This window comes from Ferriphaselus sp. R-1, assembly GCF_000746095.1.
In the GTDB taxonomy this organism is placed as follows: Bacteria; Pseudomonadota; Gammaproteobacteria; order Burkholderiales; family Gallionellaceae; genus Ferriphaselus.
The window spans coordinates 37,675-51,633 of the sequence record NZ_JQKP01000016.1; the positions used below are offsets into that span (position 1 = coordinate 37,675).

General features: G+C 58.9%; 19 protein-coding genes. 2 read left to right on the top strand and 17 right to left on the bottom strand.

Features of this window, described 5'->3' with window-relative positions; translation table 11 throughout:
- Both DM08_RS09775 and DM08_RS09780 read right to left on the bottom strand, forming a co-directional pair.
- On the bottom strand, positions 1-606 hold the full coding sequence (locus DM08_RS09775) for a DUF2460 domain-containing protein (protein ID WP_035384482.1): 606 nt from the start codon (positions 604-606) through the stop codon (positions 1-3).
- A 2-nt stretch (positions 607-608) separates the two neighbouring features.
- Positions 609-3,338 carry a hypothetical protein gene (locus DM08_RS09780; RefSeq protein ID WP_035384483.1) on the bottom strand — a complete coding sequence of 910 codons (2,730 nt, stop codon included), beginning with the start codon at positions 3,336-3,338 and terminating at the stop codon, positions 609-611.
- 59 nt (positions 3,339-3,397) lie between these two features.
- On the opposite strand from DM08_RS09780, the gene DM08_RS09785 reads away from it, so the two are divergent.
- Together DM08_RS09785 and DM08_RS09790 are read left to right on the top strand one after the other, a co-directional pair.
- The gene (locus DM08_RS09785) at positions 3,398-3,628 is read left to right on the top strand and encodes a ParD-like family protein (RefSeq protein WP_237560265.1); all 231 of its coding nucleotides are present in this window, start codon (positions 3,398-3,400) and stop codon (positions 3,626-3,628) included.
- Positions 3,625-3,903, top strand: a complete 279-nt coding sequence (locus tag DM08_RS09790) for a type II toxin-antitoxin system RelE/ParE family toxin (protein WP_035384484.1) — start codon at positions 3,625-3,627, stop codon at positions 3,901-3,903. The genes DM08_RS09785 and DM08_RS09790 overlap by 4 nt, the downstream gene beginning before the upstream one ends.
- On the opposite strand, the gene DM08_RS12910 is transcribed toward DM08_RS09790, so the two are convergent.
- The 15 genes from DM08_RS12910 to DM08_RS09860 all read right to left on the bottom strand — a co-directional run bounded on the left by DM08_RS12910 (position 3,893) and on the right by DM08_RS09860 (position 13,829).
- Positions 3,893-4,129, bottom strand: a complete 237-nt coding sequence (locus tag DM08_RS12910; protein ID WP_152555821.1) for a hypothetical protein — start codon at positions 4,127-4,129, stop codon at positions 3,893-3,895. The genes DM08_RS09790 and DM08_RS12910 overlap by 11 nt on opposite strands.
- A 14-nt stretch (positions 4,130-4,143) precedes the next feature.
- On the bottom strand, positions 4,144-4,464 hold the full coding sequence (locus DM08_RS09795; RefSeq protein ID WP_035384485.1) for a hypothetical protein: 321 nt from the start codon (positions 4,462-4,464) through the stop codon (positions 4,144-4,146).
- Between the two features lie 2 nt (positions 4,465-4,466).
- Positions 4,467-5,192, bottom strand: a complete 726-nt coding sequence (locus tag DM08_RS09800) for a hypothetical protein (protein WP_035384486.1) — start codon at positions 5,190-5,192, stop codon at positions 4,467-4,469.
- 18 nt (positions 5,193-5,210) lie between these two features.
- Entirely contained in the window at positions 5,211-5,402 is a 192-nt protein-coding gene (locus DM08_RS09805; RefSeq protein WP_035384487.1) for a hypothetical protein, read from the bottom strand.
- An 18-nt stretch (positions 5,403-5,420) separates the two neighbouring features.
- Positions 5,421-5,819: a tail completion protein gp17 gene (locus DM08_RS09810; RefSeq protein WP_035384488.1), complete on the bottom strand. Its 399-nt coding sequence runs from the start codon at positions 5,817-5,819 to the stop codon at positions 5,421-5,423.
- Positions 5,816-6,319, bottom strand: a complete 504-nt coding sequence (locus DM08_RS12340; protein WP_051938092.1) for an HK97-gp10 family putative phage morphogenesis protein — start codon at positions 6,317-6,319, stop codon at positions 5,816-5,818. The genes DM08_RS09810 and DM08_RS12340 overlap by 4 nt, the downstream gene beginning before the upstream one ends.
- Positions 6,312-6,644, bottom strand: coding sequence for a phage head closure protein (locus tag DM08_RS09820; RefSeq protein ID WP_051938094.1), 333 nt, complete (start codon positions 6,642-6,644; stop codon positions 6,312-6,314). The genes DM08_RS12340 and DM08_RS09820 overlap by 8 nt, the downstream gene beginning before the upstream one ends.
- Positions 6,641-7,216: a head-tail connector protein gene (locus DM08_RS09825; protein ID WP_035384489.1), complete on the bottom strand. Its 576-nt coding sequence runs from the start codon at positions 7,214-7,216 to the stop codon at positions 6,641-6,643. The genes DM08_RS09820 and DM08_RS09825 overlap by 4 nt, the downstream gene beginning before the upstream one ends.
- 3 nt (positions 7,217-7,219) lie before the next feature.
- Positions 7,220-7,450, bottom strand: coding sequence for a hypothetical protein (locus DM08_RS09830; RefSeq protein ID WP_035384490.1), 231 nt, complete (start codon positions 7,448-7,450; stop codon positions 7,220-7,222).
- A gap of 15 nt (positions 7,451-7,465) precedes the next feature.
- Entirely contained in the window at positions 7,466-7,918 is a 453-nt protein-coding gene (locus tag DM08_RS09835; RefSeq protein ID WP_035384491.1) for a hypothetical protein, read from the bottom strand.
- Between the two features lie 116 nt (positions 7,919-8,034).
- Entirely contained in the window at positions 8,035-9,327 is a 1,293-nt protein-coding gene (locus tag DM08_RS09840) for a phage major capsid protein (RefSeq protein ID WP_035384492.1), read from the bottom strand.
- Between the two features lie 96 nt (positions 9,328-9,423).
- Positions 9,424-10,347 carry a S49 family peptidase gene (locus DM08_RS09845; protein WP_035384493.1) on the bottom strand — a complete coding sequence of 308 codons (924 nt, stop codon included), beginning with the start codon at positions 10,345-10,347 and terminating at the stop codon, positions 9,424-9,426.
- A complete protein-coding gene (locus DM08_RS09850; protein ID WP_161780283.1) occupies positions 10,337-11,617 on the bottom strand; it encodes a phage portal protein in 1,281 nt (426 codons plus the stop codon). The genes DM08_RS09845 and DM08_RS09850 overlap by 11 nt, the downstream gene beginning before the upstream one ends.
- Before the next feature lie 29 nt (positions 11,618-11,646).
- The gene (locus DM08_RS09855; RefSeq protein ID WP_035384494.1) at positions 11,647-13,365 is read right to left on the bottom strand and encodes a terminase large subunit; all 1,719 of its coding nucleotides are present in this window, start codon (positions 13,363-13,365) and stop codon (positions 11,647-11,649) included.
- The gene (locus tag DM08_RS09860) at positions 13,365-13,829 is read right to left on the bottom strand and encodes a phage terminase small subunit P27 family (RefSeq protein ID WP_081908854.1); all 465 of its coding nucleotides are present in this window, start codon (positions 13,827-13,829) and stop codon (positions 13,365-13,367) included. The genes DM08_RS09855 and DM08_RS09860 overlap by 1 nt, the downstream gene beginning before the upstream one ends.
- Positions 13,830-13,959 lie beyond the last annotated feature (130 nt).

Below are 13,959 nucleotides of genomic sequence, written 5' to 3' on the forward strand. Positions count from 1 at the left end.
TCAGATACGGTTGGGTGTGAGGGAGCCGATGAACTCGACCTTCTTGGCTTCCCACAGGCTGTTCATGAATTCGTTGAATTCCAGTGTGTCCTGCAGGAAACGACAGCGGTAGTAGTAACTGCCGGTCCAAGTCAGCGCGCTACCAGCCACGGGTGCCGTGGTGAACGTCACCAGTCCGGTACTGCCGACCGTAAAACCTGTGGCTTGCAGCGCACCGTTGAGATAGATCGAGGGTGTGCCGTTCAACTGGCCGACCGCTTCCAGATTGCCGCCATAGCTGCGCATCAACTGAAAGGCGGTTTGCACGCCGTTGCCGGTACCGAAATTTTGCGCGGTGATGCTGTTGTCGTTCGGGTCGGAATACAGGAACGAGTCGAACGAACCGCGCACGTTGTTGAAGAACGCGACCAGTTGTTGGATTTCCTGGAAGCTTGCCGCTTCACGCAGCACCTCATACGACAGACGGAAGGTGTAGATCGGTGCCGACATCCATGCGCTACGGAACTCCTTGCCGGACACGGCCTTCTGGATGCGGGTCGCCCACTGGGGGGCGCGTACCACATTCCAGGTCAGCCCCGGTAGCGTTGGAAAAACCTGATTGCTCATGACTAGACGGTTTTGAAGTTTCTGGCCTGCGCACGCAGGGAATCGGCGATCACGTTGCCGTTGTCCATCAGAAAGCGCTTTACGCCTTGGGTATCGAACGTGCTCAACTGGATGTTGATGGGTTGTTGTCCGCCCGTGCCGGACAGGCCACGAATCGTGTCCGCATGCTCGGCAGGTAGCACCATCTCGCGCTCGTGCAACTGCGTCATCGGATTCAAACCCGCCGGAATATCAAAACCACCAGCAGCCGATGCGACAACACTCTTCGCGCCCAGCACCAAGGCCATGACCGAAGCAAACGCGGCGGCAGCCAGTCCCCATCCGGCAAACGGGATGGATGCTTGCGACTGCGCCGCACCTGCTGCTGCACCGGCAGCCTTGGCACCGATTTCCACATTGGCACTGGTGACCGCGATCGACTTGCTGGCGACGGCGGCAGATTGTTCCAGTGTGCTGCGCACCGCCGTGCCAGTCCGGGAAGCCAGTGTCTTGGCAGCTTCCGCAGCCAGCCATTGCGCCACCATTTTCACACCCATGTTGACGAACTCCAGCACGATGGACTGCGCCATGTTGCGCATCGCCTGACTGAAGGTGAGCGTGCCCTGAATCATGCCGTTGATGCTTTTCTCGAAGGCGTTGGTGAAGGGCTGGAACATTTGCAGCGCTTCCTGACGTTGTTCCAGCGCTATCGCCGCACTGTTGCGCTGCATTTCCAGATCATGCTGCTGTTTGATCTGGGCTATCTTGTCCATCGCCTGCTGGTATGCGATCAGGTCAGCCGCAACCAGCGCGGCACGATCTTCGGCAGTTTTGAGCTCGATGCGGTATTTGCGCTCTTCCAGATCGCGCAGTGCGGCCAGTTCTTCCGCGCCGGAAATGTCGCCGAGTTGTTTGGACTGACTCAGCCGGTCACGTTCCATGGCAAGGCCGTGCAGGCTGGCATTGCGTCTGGCATCGACCTGCATCTGTTCGAGCTTTTCGATTTCCTTGGCACGTTCGATTGCGGCACGGCGCACCTCATCCTGCGCCTTGCGATACTCCCGACTTTCCAGACCGTATTGCTCACCGATCTTGGCGGCGGCCTGCATGGTGAGCTGAACACGCTCGAGCGATCCTGCGCGGGTGGCATCGATCTGGCGCTTGATTTCTTCCTGCTGGGCCTGTGCTGCTTCCTTGTGTACGGCCAGCGAGGCATCGAGCAGTTTGTGCTCTACGGCAATCCGCTCCTCCTTGGACAGATTGCGTGTCTGCAGAATGTTCTGCCAGTAGGCGCGTTCTTGTTCCTTGGAGAATTCAAAAAATGTGTGATTGAGATCATTCTCGCGATCTCGTGCGGCCTTGAGTTCGACCAGTCCGGCCTCAAAATCCTTGATACGCGATTTTGGTTTTGTGCCTGAGTCGGATTTGCCGGACGATTGCTGGCCGCCGGTTTTAGCCTGAGTGGGTGTAGGTTGCTTAGGATCGGCATAGGCACGCTCCACGGCAGCGCCCATATCCTGACGAGCCTGAGCGGCGGCTTTGGACATACGCGTGGCATTGCGTTCGACCGCTTCGGCAGCCGCTGCCGAACCATCGGCCCATGCCTGCTTCACACCGGCCCAGTCGAGACGAAGGGCGGCGGCAGCGATCTGGCCGAACTCCTTCAGACCGATCACGACCAGCTCAACAGCCAGACCAATCGCGGCGAACGACTCCTGAAAGCCGGTGCGCAGGGCGATGACCGCAATCTCGACTACGGCGCACATGTTCTTGAACAACTGCATGCCGGAGATCGAGGGACTGCCATCGCCAAGTGCCGCTTTGACTGCCTCGACCACCGTGGCAAAGACATCGACAATGGCATTCCATGCGGCAGAAACGACGGTACTCACGCTGCTGGAAACGGATACGAAAGTTTCCATCACGGTGCGCATGACTTCGACCGCCTGTGGCCCGATATTGGCGAACCAGTTGGCGGTTTCGGTCAGGCGCGGCAGCATCGCATCACCGATGGTTTTGCGGACCGCCGAGATCACATCGCCCACGTCATTCATGGCGGCGCGATAGCGTGCTGTGGCTTCGACGTTTTCTGCGCCGACGGCCAACCCCAGTTCGCGCGCTTTGGTGCGGGAGGCTTCCATCAACTCGGTGTTGAGTTTCAGGATACCCTGAACTTCGCCCCACGCTTTGCCGTATACCTTCATGCCTTCGATATTGCGATCCGTGCCTTCGCGGAAGGCGAGCAGCCGTCCGTTTACGTCCAGCATGATGTCCAGGCTGTTGCGGTAGTGACCGTTCTGATCGCGGGTGGCCACGCCCAATGACTTGAACGCGTCCTCATTGCTGACCAACTGCTTCGTCATCGCCTTGTTGGCGGCCAGCATGGTATCGCTGGACTGGTAGATGTCACCCAGTGCGATGTTGAGGATGGACGCTTCGGTCGCCGAAATGCCGAGTGACTTGCCCAGCGCATTGGCCTCTTTGGTCATGTTGACCGTTTCTTCCACGGCACTCTTGAAGGCAGCACCTCCGGCCAGTGCCGTGGTGATGGCTGCGATGGCAACATTGACCTTGCCAAACGCTGCCGTGACACCGTTCATGCCGGACTGGATGCCATCCTGCATGCTGGACACCGAACGCTGAATTTCACCCATGGTGCGGTTGACTTCATTGCGTGCGGCCCCGAGATCGGCAGACAGACGTGCGATATTTGCGGCCATCTCGATTTCGAGGGTGCCGATGGTGGTTGCCATATTCAGTCTTTCAAGTCTACAATGTTGCTACTTTTGTAGTGAATGTTATTGGGAGAGCCATGATGGGTATGCCAGTTAGAATCGACGACACGCTGTACGAGCAGGCGCGCACCGAAGCGCAGGTTGAGCACCGCACAATCGCAGGGCAGATTGAGTATTGGGCCATGGTCGGTCGTGCATCGCTCGACAATCCAGATTTGCCAGTGAGTTTTGTGGCGGAAGCTCTGGCTTCAATGCGTGAGCCGCGCGATCAGGCAACACCATTCGTGCCACGCAGTCGCCGTGCATGAATTACGCCGTTGAACAGACGCGGCGCTTTGCCCGTCAGTACAAGAAACTACACGATAACGTCGCGGCAGATGTTGATAATGCGGTCGAGCTGGTTGCTGACAAACCTTCCATCGGCGAGCGTAAAAAAGGTGATCTCGCCGATTTGTTAGTCTACAAATTCCGTAGTCAAGGACAGCTCTATCTGCTGGGCTACACGCTCGATGAAGGTGTTCAATTGGTCTATCTGGAAGCCATAGGTTCTCACGAGAACTTCTACCGCGACCTCAAGCGCTAATTCCACCTGCTGCAGTAAACATTTCGGCAAATTCCTGAACATCCCGCTCCGTGTTATCCGCTTCTCGTTGTCGGGAGATGGAACTACGCGACACCGGCTTGATGCCCAGATAGCTTTGTACCATCAGGTGTAGCGGGGGATGTCTGTCCCAGTAATGATTCAGCGCGGCAAGCCGCATCAAGTCCATTTCCCGGTCGATGGTGTCCCACGACCAACCGGTACTCATGGCGATGTGCGCGGTCAGTTCGTCCCAGTCGATGAGCTCGCCGCGTGCACCTCCCCCGGCGTGCGATCCTCAAAACCGCTGGCATTCATTACCGCCGAGAACGCCTGTCCCATGTTGCCGATGTCGAGCAGCGTGCCGAGTTCCGCTTCGGTCAGTTCCGGATAGTTGCGTTGCAACGCCTGCAGGATGATGGTGCCCATGACATCGAAATCCGGCACCCACGTTCCCTTCTGGATTTCGGCAAATTCTGTCTTGAACTGTTTGAAGGTGGCCCAGTTGACCGGAGGGGCGACAAACTCGCGCCCCGAGAGGGTGATTGTTTTACCGTTGATCATGATTAGTCCGCCACAGAGAAGATGCCAAGAGAGCCGGTTGCGTCCGCCATCGCCTCGAAGTCCATTTCGGGGATCGCGTAGTCTTCCAGCTTGGTTGCCAGCGCCAGTTTCGACGAGGTGCAGGAGTTGAGTTTCAGGGTGTTGGTCTTGCCGCCGACCTGTGCGCTGAACACGCCCATGAAGGTTGGCGTGTTGCCCATCAACGCATTGCCCAGCGTGATCTTGCTGCCGCCGGTGGTCGCGTTGTACAGGTAGTCGATCAGCACCTGCTTGGTATTGTCGGCGGTGTTGAAGGTATACACACCGGTGACCGACACGCTGTACTGACCGGCAGCCGGTGCACTCGCTACCTTGGTCAGCGGCAGGCCCGTTGCGCCATACACCACGCCCAGATCGGTATCGAAGGTGGCGGCATTGGCAACCGTCACGGTGGCGGTGGTGACCGTACCGATTTCGTTCACTGCCGAGAGCAGCAGGCCGGTCGCCGAGGTGCCGCTGAAGAACAGGTCGTTCAGTGCGCGCCCGTTCAGTTCGGCAAACTTGGCCTTGCCGGTGAGCTTGCCGGAACCGCGTCGCACATCCAGTGGAAACTGGCTCTGTCCGCGCAGTTCCTTCAGCGTGAACGAGAAGTCGAACGACACATCCTGCAATTTGCCGAGTTTGATCGGCGTCGAGTTTGCGGCGGCATTGATGCCGTACAGAAATCCGCTACCAAAGGTCAGACTCATGGTGGTTGTCTCCTGAAATTAAAGGGTAGGTGGTACAGGTGCGGCGGGTTGCAATCGCACCTTGAGATCGTCGAGTGCCGCCCGCAGCAGGTTGTAGGTGTCGGTTTCGCGAAGTGCAGGCAGGCTTGCCAGCAGATCGGTGAACCAGATATCAATTACTGCAGACGCGTCGATGGCTGCCACGGGTGTGGCAGGGTCGGTTTTGGCCATGGGTTATTCCTTTTGAAGTTAGCGCAGGTAGCGCAAAATGAAATCGACCGGCTTGGTGTAGATGTCCACCAGTGCGTCGTAACTGTCGGCACCGCACTGGTCCTGCAAACAGGCGGTGACCGCGATGCCATTGATCACGCCGTAATGCAGATGGCAGGCGGCTTTGACGGCTTCGCGTAGGGCAACAGCCGATTCTGCCGTTCGTGCCAGACAGTTCACCTGCATGCGCGCCGTGCACATCTCGCTATTCGTGCCGGGGAAGGCGGGTGTGTCCGGTCGATCGCTGATCAGTTCGAACACCACGGCAGGCAGTAAGTCCGCCTCGGGCCGGGTATCCAGATAGATGCGCGTGCCAACCAGTGCAGTGAGATCAACTGATACATCCAGCAATGACTTGATGACGGTTTCGGCTTTCATTTCATCTTCTCGATTTCGAGCGGCAGGCGAGTACGCGCGTAATCGGCCATGGTCTCCACCGCATCGGCAGCCTTGCCATCCAGTGCCGGACGCATGAAGGGTTTCTTTTTGGCACCGGGATGCTGGACCGCTTCGCGCGCGACACCGGCAAGGAGCAGGCTTTTGCGACTCTTCGGCTTGATCAGGTGACGGGCCGTGCCGTACTCGACCATGCCTGCGTAAAACACACCGTTTTTGCCACCGGCCTTGATGGTGGCGGTGACACGGCCTCGCTGCGACTTGGCCGATACCCGAATCGAATCACGCAATGCGCCGGGTTGCTCGCCTGTGCGGGTACTATTTTCTACACCGCCGATCGGGCACAGACGTTTGGCCTCCTCGGCTATCACCCGTGCTCCGGCACGTACACCGCCGCGCACGACATTCGCTTCGATACGCGCAGGCAGTTCGTCGAGCAGCTTCTGCAGTTCGGCGAGTCCGTTAATCTTGAGGTCAGTCATCGAGGTCGAGGCAATATAGTTCGAGATATTCGTGGCGCTCGGTGCGGCGCAGCCATTCGATACGCGCAATGCGCCCATCGGTAAACATCACGCGCTGATCCGCATGCACGTCAGCGCGGTGGCGCAGGGTGATCATGCGGGTGGCAGAACTACCGACCGCCTTGGCATTGAAGATTTCCCGACCGGACAGCTCGCGCACTTCTGCCCACACGGTCGCAATATCCGTCCACACCTCCTGATGCCCACCCAGATTGCCGCGCGTGATGGTTTTTTGCTGGAGCGTGATGCGACGATCCAGACGTCCTGCCGAGACACGCACGCTCATAGCAAGGTCACCACCCGGTACGGGTCGAGCAGGCTATCCACGAATGGCAGCGGATCGATACGCCCGGCAGGCAACACACTCATTTCCTCGCGGTGCTGGTACAGGCTACCAACACGCAGCAACATCCAGCGCTTGATGCCATCCGGCACCTTGGTGGCATCGGTATAGCCAGCATCAAACAGGATTTCTACGCTGCCGATCTGCGGCAAGGTGGGCGGCCAAATCTTGCCGAAGGCAGGCGTGATGCGTGCCGGTTCGGAACTCGACTCCACGACATAGTCTGTTGGGGGCATGATTTGCCAAAGTCCGCCCATGTCCAGGTATCGCACACTGACCACGCTCACGACCGGTGAACGGTTGAGTAAGACCATCGGCGTGAACCGGTCTAGCACCAAACGCCAGCGTGCGGGCAGAAACTGCCGGGCGGTCAACATCTCCGCGTGCACTCTGGCTGCCGAGATCAGCGCACCAATCAATGGATCGTCGTCTGCCGTGTCCACCCGCAGGTGGAGGCGCGCTTCACTGAGGGTGACCGGCTCCAGTGCGGGTGGGGTGACGAGTTGCAATGGCATGGGTTAGCTCACAGGGGTGTCGGCAGTGGTGGTATCAGCGGCGGGCGCATCAACCGCATCGGTCGCAGGAGTGAGCTCGTCGGAAATCTCAACTGCTTCCGCGATGCCGCTGGCAGTCAGACGTTCGGTTTCCTCTGTCGCCGGATAAGTTTCTCCGGCGCGGTATTTGATGCTGCTGTTGCCCGCGCCATCGACGGCGTGGAAATTTTCGGTGAAGCGAATGTGACGGGTCATGAGTTGTCTCCGTTATCAGTAGATGATCTGCGTTACAGCCAATTGGTTGAAGGCATCCGCATCGGCATAACGCGGATTGAGGCCGATGATTTGCGCTGCCACCACACTGGCGGCGACACCGACCGTGATCGACAGGCGCACGAATCCATAGCCATTGGCGATATCCAGATCTTCGGGTTTCAGATTGAGGAGAGCCTGCTTGGCACTGCCACCGCCCACCTGGGTGAATTGCACGATGGCACGACCGGTGATGTCCTTCACCCCGGTACCGGCGGCATCCAGTGCCTGCTGCAGTTTTGCATCCACGGTACCTGCTACGCCCAGCGCACCTGTTTCAAGAATGGCCATGAGGGCATGGAAATTCGCCACCGAAATCCAGCCGGTGGTGACGGTACCAACTGCCTGACTGACCGGATCGATGGTGGCAAGAATGGACAGCAGTTCGCTGCCTTTTGCGTTGGGAAACATATTGGAAGCTCCTGTAAAAGTTCAGGCGGGAGCCTGTCCCGCCCGATAGGGGTTTAACGATTAGCTTTGCATAGCCAATCGACTAAGCACTCAACCGACGAGTGCCAAGTCGCTGGTTAGCGTGCGGCCAGTTGGATGAACGGCGACAGCTTGCTGCTGCCCTTGGCAGGATCGATCGCGCTGGCGATCTTCGACTGGCCATCCATGCGGAAGGTGGTGCGGAATGCGGTCAGATCGGCATCGAAATACAGATGCATCGAGGTCGCCGTTTGCAAGCCACCGGCCTTGGTGATGGTCTGGTAGTACGACAGGTCCACCAGCATCACGTCACCTTGCGACGAGAAGGTGTTGGCGTGCTGCGACACGATCACCGGACGACCCAGCAAGGTGCCGTAGGGTGAGACCTGGATACCGCCGACCGTCAGACCATTGGGCAGGTAGATCGGGTAGTTGCCAAGCGACAGCGTGAACAGCGCGGGCAGCACATCGTTGTTGATAATCCATACCGCGTTGCCGAACGAACCCGGCGGCAGGCGCGCGATCATCTTGGCCAGATTCTGCGGCACCAGTGTTTGTGTGGCCTGACCGGTTTCCTTTGCTACCGTCACCACGGCACCAGCGTTCATGCAGCCGATCGGAATGCCGTTGCCTGCGCCGAACAGGATGGATTCGTTGGTCTTCCAGCGGATCGAGGTGGCGACCTTGTCCGGCAGGTAGCTGGTCAGGGCACTGGCATCGTCCAGCAACTCGTCGGTGGTCGGCACCAGTGCCATCAGCTTTTTGAGCCGCAATGTGGCCAGACCCATCACCGGCTTAGTGGCATTGGCTGCCGCTGCTTCGCCTTGCCAGTAGGCGCGAATGCCGTTGGTACCCCATGGCGTGGTTTCATCTTTGGGGAAGGCCATGCTGTTTGCCGTGATCTCGACGTTGTCGGTCAGCGGCATCAGCGAATCCTCGCCCAAACTCAGCCGGAAAATCTCCTTGGAGAAGTCGGGCGGCACCAAAAAGCCGCCATCCTGACCGGTGCTCTCGTTACCAAAGCTGGCCGGTGCCGCAGCGCCAATGAACAGGCGTTCATCCATCGACTTGCCGGGTTTCTGCGACAGATACACGGCCTGCATGAATTCGCCGATGCTGGCGAAGCCGCGCTTGGGGTCCAGTTCGCGGTTGTCGGTGACGACCACGCCGAGGGCGTTGCTTGCCGACAGACGTGCCTCTTCGGCGATCAGGGCGGCTTCGCGGTCGATGGATGCCGAGGCCGCATCGATTTTTCCGCGTAGCGCATCGAAGGCGGTGACCTCGGCATCGGTCATGTCGCGGGATTCGGTTGCCGCCAGTTCAGTCAATGCGCGGGCCTCTTTGACCAGCGCACTCTTGCGTGCCTGCAACGCTCGTAGTTGTTTGCTCATGCTTGGGTTCTCCAAATAAAAAACCCGCACGAGGCGGGCAATAAAAAACCGCCACGAGGGCGGTCAGATTTGAGGTGCGATTACTCGCGGGGTTTGCTACATAATTTCCAGTTCGCGGCAGGCGATGGCTAGGCGGGATGCCTTTGGCCTCGATGATTTTGCATCGCGCTGCATCTTTCTGATGGCATCGGAGAAGGTGCTGATGCCATCGACCATGTTCTCGGCCAGTGCGGCATCGGCACCCAATACCCGACCCTGACCCATACCCTCACGCACCTGCGAGATGGCGACACCACGTCCCTTTGCGACGGCTTTGGTGAAGGCGGCGTAGTAATCATCAGTTCGCGATTGCAGGAACGAGCGGGCTTCGTCATCCAGTGGTGCGTAGGGATTACCTTCGACCTTGAATTTGCCCGCCGAAATCAGTGTGGGCTTTACGCCTTCCGCCGCCATCGCTTCGGAATAATCAAAGTGCGCCTGCCACACACCGATGCTGCCTACTTCACCTCCGGGTGTGACATAGAGTTCTGTAGCCTGTGCGCCGATCCAGTAGGCAGCGGAAGCGGCGAGACTGTTGGCAATGGCGACTACCGGTTTCTGGCTACGGGCTGCAGCGATCTCGTCGGCCAGTTCCGCGACGCCATAGACACTGCCGCCGGGACTGTCGATGTCGATCAGGATGCTGCCGACCGCAGGATCGGCAATGGCATCGCGCAAGGCCGTAGCAAACAGTTGTGTGCTGACACTGCCGGGGCCGGATACGTCGTCGACCATGTTGCCGCGCTGGGTGACTACGCCATACAGTGGCAATACCGCGATGCCGTTGCCAGCCGAATTGGCCAGCGCTTGGCGGCGCGCGTTGCGTGCCGACTGATCTGCCGCGACCTGTTCCAGTGCGGCTTGGGTGGCGGCATCACCGCGTGACCATCGGTTCATGACCGAGGTTACGGCAGCCAGTCGCTCAGGCATCATTGCCCATGGTGTGGCCAGAAACTCGGCCAGCAGGAGTTCACGTTTCATCTTCGGCGTCTTTCTGTTCTGAATCAGCGGGTGATTGAGGTGCTGTGGGTTGTTTGGTTGGTTCAGTTTCGCCTTCGGTTTCCTCGGCATCGGAGTTCTCGACCATGTTGAGTGGTCGCAGCGGTTCGTCCAGTCCGTCGATCGGGTCGAGGTTTTCTGCGATGCGTGCTTCATTGCGGGTCAGCCAGCCGTTCTGAATGCCGCTCTGGTAGTAACCGGCGCGACTGGCGGCATCGCCGCGCATCAGGTTGGCGAAGTCGAATTCCACTTCCAGCCTGTCGTCATCAAGCAGCAGGTCGGCTTCGATGCTGGCCTCCCAGCGTTCAGCCCACGGGGTCATGGTGTGCATGACGAATTCGAGACTCTGCTGTTCGATGTTACTGAAGGTGGCGCGGTCCAGGTCGCCGATCATGTGTGGCGGCACGCGGAACAGCCGCGCGATGTCGGTGATCTGGAATTTGCGTAGTTCGAGGAACTGCGCGTCCTTGTTGGTCACACCGACCTCGTGAAACTTCATGCCGTTTTCCAGCACGAGCACCTTGCCGCGATTGGCTCCCGACTGTGCCTGTTGATACGACTCGCGGAACACCCGTTTGGCATCGTTATCCTTGAACGATCCCGGAAACTCGATCCAACCACCGGTGGGCTTGGCATCGTTGGCAAAGAAGCGTGCACCGTAATCTTGAGCAGCCAGTGCCATGCCGATGCTTTCGCGTGCCAGTTCGATCGGACTCATGCCCAGCAGGCCATCGGAGGACAGACCGCGCAGATGCCATATCTCGCCGCGCGGCACGACCGTTTCATTCCCCAGCCGGTCGGTCACGCGATAGCGGTAGTCACCGTTTTGCAGCAACTCCATGCGAATCCGATCAGGATGGATCGGCATCAGTTCGATGATCTCACCGCGCGCATTCGACACGATGCGGTTGTAGGCATTGCCGCGCAACGCCAGATGGCCTTGCAGCATTTCGCGCCACTCGAACGGATTTTGAAAGCGGTTCGGACGCTTGGCAAACAGGTCATATAGCCAGTGTTCGGTCACGCGTTCCTTGCCGCCATCGGCGCGCTGTCGATACAACACGAAAGGCAGAGAGGCCATGGTTTCCGACAGGATGCGCACGGCGGCATACACCGCAGACAAACGCAGTGCAGCATCTGCCGAGACACGCATGCCGCTACTGCTGCGTGCTGCGACCGGCTCAAACCAAAAGTCACCCCATGGCGAACGGTCGCTGCTGGATGCACGCCAGCGCGACAAGAAATCAAACATCCCCATTCGCCAATTCCAGTCAAAGTTGGTTACAGCATCATCAATTCGTAATCGCTATCCAGTACCACCGCATCACCCGGCAGAATCGCGCGGGAGATCGCCATGATCAACGCCACGATGCCGTCGATCTTGTTCTCAGGCCGTTCCTTGCGCGGATAGATGTTGTCCTTGGCATCCAGATGCGCCACCACGTTGGAAGCCATCCAGCCCAGCACCGGGTCGCTGTCGTGGATGAGTTTCTTTTGCAGGACCAGCGCTTCCAGCGTCTTCATCGGTTCACTGAAATTGAGCACAGTGGGGCGCACCTCCAGCATCGGCAAGCCCTCCGCGATCATGCGGGTGGAGAGTTGCGTGGCCTGGAACGGGTCGAACGCCACCGACTGAATCTCGAAGCGGGAAGCAAAGTCGATCAGGTCGGCCTCAATCCAGCCGAAGTCGATCACGTTGCCCGGTGTCACCGTCAGCCTACCTGCACGCATCCAGCCTGAGTATTGGCTGTTGCTTGATGAATTCACCGTGTCTTCCGGCAGGTAGTAACGCCCAAACACGGCATAGCCACCGGCAATATGCGGATGCTGGAACACCAGCATCAGGGCTGCGATGTCGGTCTTGCTTGCCAGATCCAGACCGATCCAGCAGGGCTGGCCGCTAAAATTATCCAGATCGAGCGTGGCATCAGCACAGGCTTCCCAAGCGCGCATGTCCATCCATGCCGTGTCGGCATTGACCCACTCGTTCAGGTGCTTGGTCTTGAAGTTGTTGACCGCACTCGGCATCTGCATCGCCTTGGCTTGCAGCGGCAACAACACTTCAGGACGCACCGAGATGTTCCAGTTCGGGTTGGCCATGACCAAGGCAGACTCGGATGTCCAGTCGACCTCGGAACCATCATCGATGCCGTAGACGATACCGAACTGGCTTTCATCCTCGAACACACCATCAAGCAGTCGGGTGACGAAGGTGCGCACCTCGTAGCAAATCCCTGCGCGGTTGCTGCCTGCGGTGGTGATGACCCAGAGCAGCGAGTTGTCGCGCTTGCCCGTGCCGGTCTCTACTACGTCATAGACAGTGCGCGTCTTGTGCGCGTGCAACTCGTCGACGCAACCGAAGTGGATGTTCAGACCATCGAGGGTCGAACCTTCCGCCGACAGTGCTTCGAACTTGGAGCCGCTGGTCAGCACATTCATGTTGTGCGCGCCGACGTTCACACCAAAGCGGCTACGGAACCCAGCGGACTTGCGCGCCATGGTCTGCGCGTCACCAAACACGATGCGCGCCTGATCGCGGGTGGTGGCCAAGCTGTACACCTCGGCACCGCCTTCACCATCGGCGGTCAGCATGTACAGTGCCACTGCCGATGAAAGTGTCGACTTGGCATTGCCGCGCGGTACCTCGATGTAGGAACGCCGGAAGCGGCGACGGCCATTTGGTTTGACCCAGCCGAACACGGTGGCGAGGATGAACACCTGCCACGGCTCCAGTTTGATCGACTCACCGGCCAGCGGCCCTTTTACATGCGGCAACCGTTCGATGAAGGCGCACAGGTTGTCGGCAGGGTAGTAGGCCTTGCCGGTTCGATCCGTCAGCTTCGGGTTGAAGCGGTACGGACTGCCCTTGCCACGAAATTTGGCCAGATCGTTCAGTTGCCGCTGGCAGGCCAGTTGCACCCAACGACAGGCGGATGTCTCTCCGGCGACAACGGATTCAGCATACTGGCGGGCGATGGCAGCATAGTTGCGCGCCGCCATCAGCCTGCGATCTCCGACCATGGATCAGCCGGTTCAGAACTACCCGAGGGCAGCGTGACACGCGAGCGCGATGCCGGGGTGAAGCCCATCTCGGTTTCGTAACTTTTCATCTCAAGCGCAAGGTCACGGATCACGTCCATCAGCGGCGAGCGCCGCAAGATGCCGCTGGGGGTTTTGACCAGCATGCCGGACACACCAGTCTGGTTGATCTTGGCCAGTGCCTCGCGGTACATGCCGGAGCAGTTTGCCCAGCGTTCCAGCACCGCGCCATCCAGTGCCGACAGCAAGCCGGGCGGTGAGTTCTCCACTGCGTAGTGCCACGCTTCCTTCGCACCTTCCGACATGTATTCGGGTGGCGAGCACAGCACGCCTGTGGGTTTTGGTTCACGCGGATTGGTGCGGCACTTCTGTAACGTCCCTTTGATCTTCTTGATCGCAACAGGAAGGGGTTTTCGTCCGGCCATGATTTCCACAAAAAAAGTTTTTCATTTTGCACGCACAAAAATTTGGGCAGGCGTCCGGTCCCCTGTGTTCGAGTCGTAGAGATTTCACCCCCCTAGGGGGGCATACGCCGCCTCGATTGCCACTCGCCCG

What these genes read in the sequence shown, in the direction of transcription:
- DM08_RS09775 (WP_035384482.1), bottom strand. Translation starts at nt 606, where the DNA reads ATGAGCAATCAGGTTTTTCCAACGCTACCGGGGCTGACCTGGAATGTG.
- DM08_RS09780 (WP_035384483.1), bottom strand. Translation starts at nt 3,338, where the DNA reads ATGGCAACCACCATCGGCACCCTCGAAATCGAGATGGCCGCAAATATC.
- DM08_RS09785 (WP_237560265.1), top strand. Translation starts at nt 3,398, where the DNA reads ATGATGGGTATGCCAGTTAGAATCGACGACACGCTGTACGAGCAGGCG.
- DM08_RS09790 (WP_035384484.1), top strand. Translation starts at nt 3,625, where the DNA reads ATGAATTACGCCGTTGAACAGACGCGGCGCTTTGCCCGTCAGTACAAG.
- DM08_RS12910 (WP_152555821.1), bottom strand. Translation starts at nt 4,129, where the DNA reads ATGAGTACCGGTTGGTCGTGGGACACCATCGACCGGGAAATGGACTTG.
- DM08_RS09795 (WP_035384485.1), bottom strand. Translation starts at nt 4,464, where the DNA reads ATGATCAACGGTAAAACAATCACCCTCTCGGGGCGCGAGTTTGTCGCC.
- DM08_RS09800 (WP_035384486.1), bottom strand. Translation starts at nt 5,192, where the DNA reads ATGAGTCTGACCTTTGGTAGCGGATTTCTGTACGGCATCAATGCCGCC.
- DM08_RS09805 (WP_035384487.1), bottom strand. Translation starts at nt 5,402, where the DNA reads ATGGCCAAAACCGACCCTGCCACACCCGTGGCAGCCATCGACGCGTCT.
- DM08_RS09810 (WP_035384488.1), bottom strand. Translation starts at nt 5,819, where the DNA reads ATGAAAGCCGAAACCGTCATCAAGTCATTGCTGGATGTATCAGTTGAT.
- DM08_RS12340 (WP_051938092.1), bottom strand. Translation starts at nt 6,319, where the DNA reads ATGACTGACCTCAAGATTAACGGACTCGCCGAACTGCAGAAGCTGCTC.
- DM08_RS09820 (WP_051938094.1), bottom strand. Translation starts at nt 6,644, where the DNA reads ATGAGCGTGCGTGTCTCGGCAGGACGTCTGGATCGTCGCATCACGCTC.
- DM08_RS09825 (WP_035384489.1), bottom strand. Translation starts at nt 7,216, where the DNA reads ATGCCATTGCAACTCGTCACCCCACCCGCACTGGAGCCGGTCACCCTC.
- DM08_RS09830 (WP_035384490.1), bottom strand. Translation starts at nt 7,450, where the DNA reads ATGACCCGTCACATTCGCTTCACCGAAAATTTCCACGCCGTCGATGGC.
- DM08_RS09835 (WP_035384491.1), bottom strand. Translation starts at nt 7,918, where the DNA reads ATGTTTCCCAACGCAAAAGGCAGCGAACTGCTGTCCATTCTTGCCACC.
- DM08_RS09840 (WP_035384492.1), bottom strand. Translation starts at nt 9,327, where the DNA reads ATGAGCAAACAACTACGAGCGTTGCAGGCACGCAAGAGTGCGCTGGTC.
- DM08_RS09845 (WP_035384493.1), bottom strand. Translation starts at nt 10,347, where the DNA reads ATGAAACGTGAACTCCTGCTGGCCGAGTTTCTGGCCACACCATGGGCA.
- DM08_RS09850 (WP_161780283.1), bottom strand. Translation starts at nt 11,617, where the DNA reads ATGTTTGATTTCTTGTCGCGCTGGCGTGCATCCAGCAGCGACCGTTCG.
- DM08_RS09855 (WP_035384494.1), bottom strand. Translation starts at nt 13,365, where the DNA reads ATGGCGGCGCGCAACTATGCTGCCATCGCCCGCCAGTATGCTGAATCC.
- DM08_RS09860 (WP_081908854.1), bottom strand. Translation starts at nt 13,829, where the DNA reads ATGGCCGGACGAAAACCCCTTCCTGTTGCGATCAAGAAGATCAAAGGG.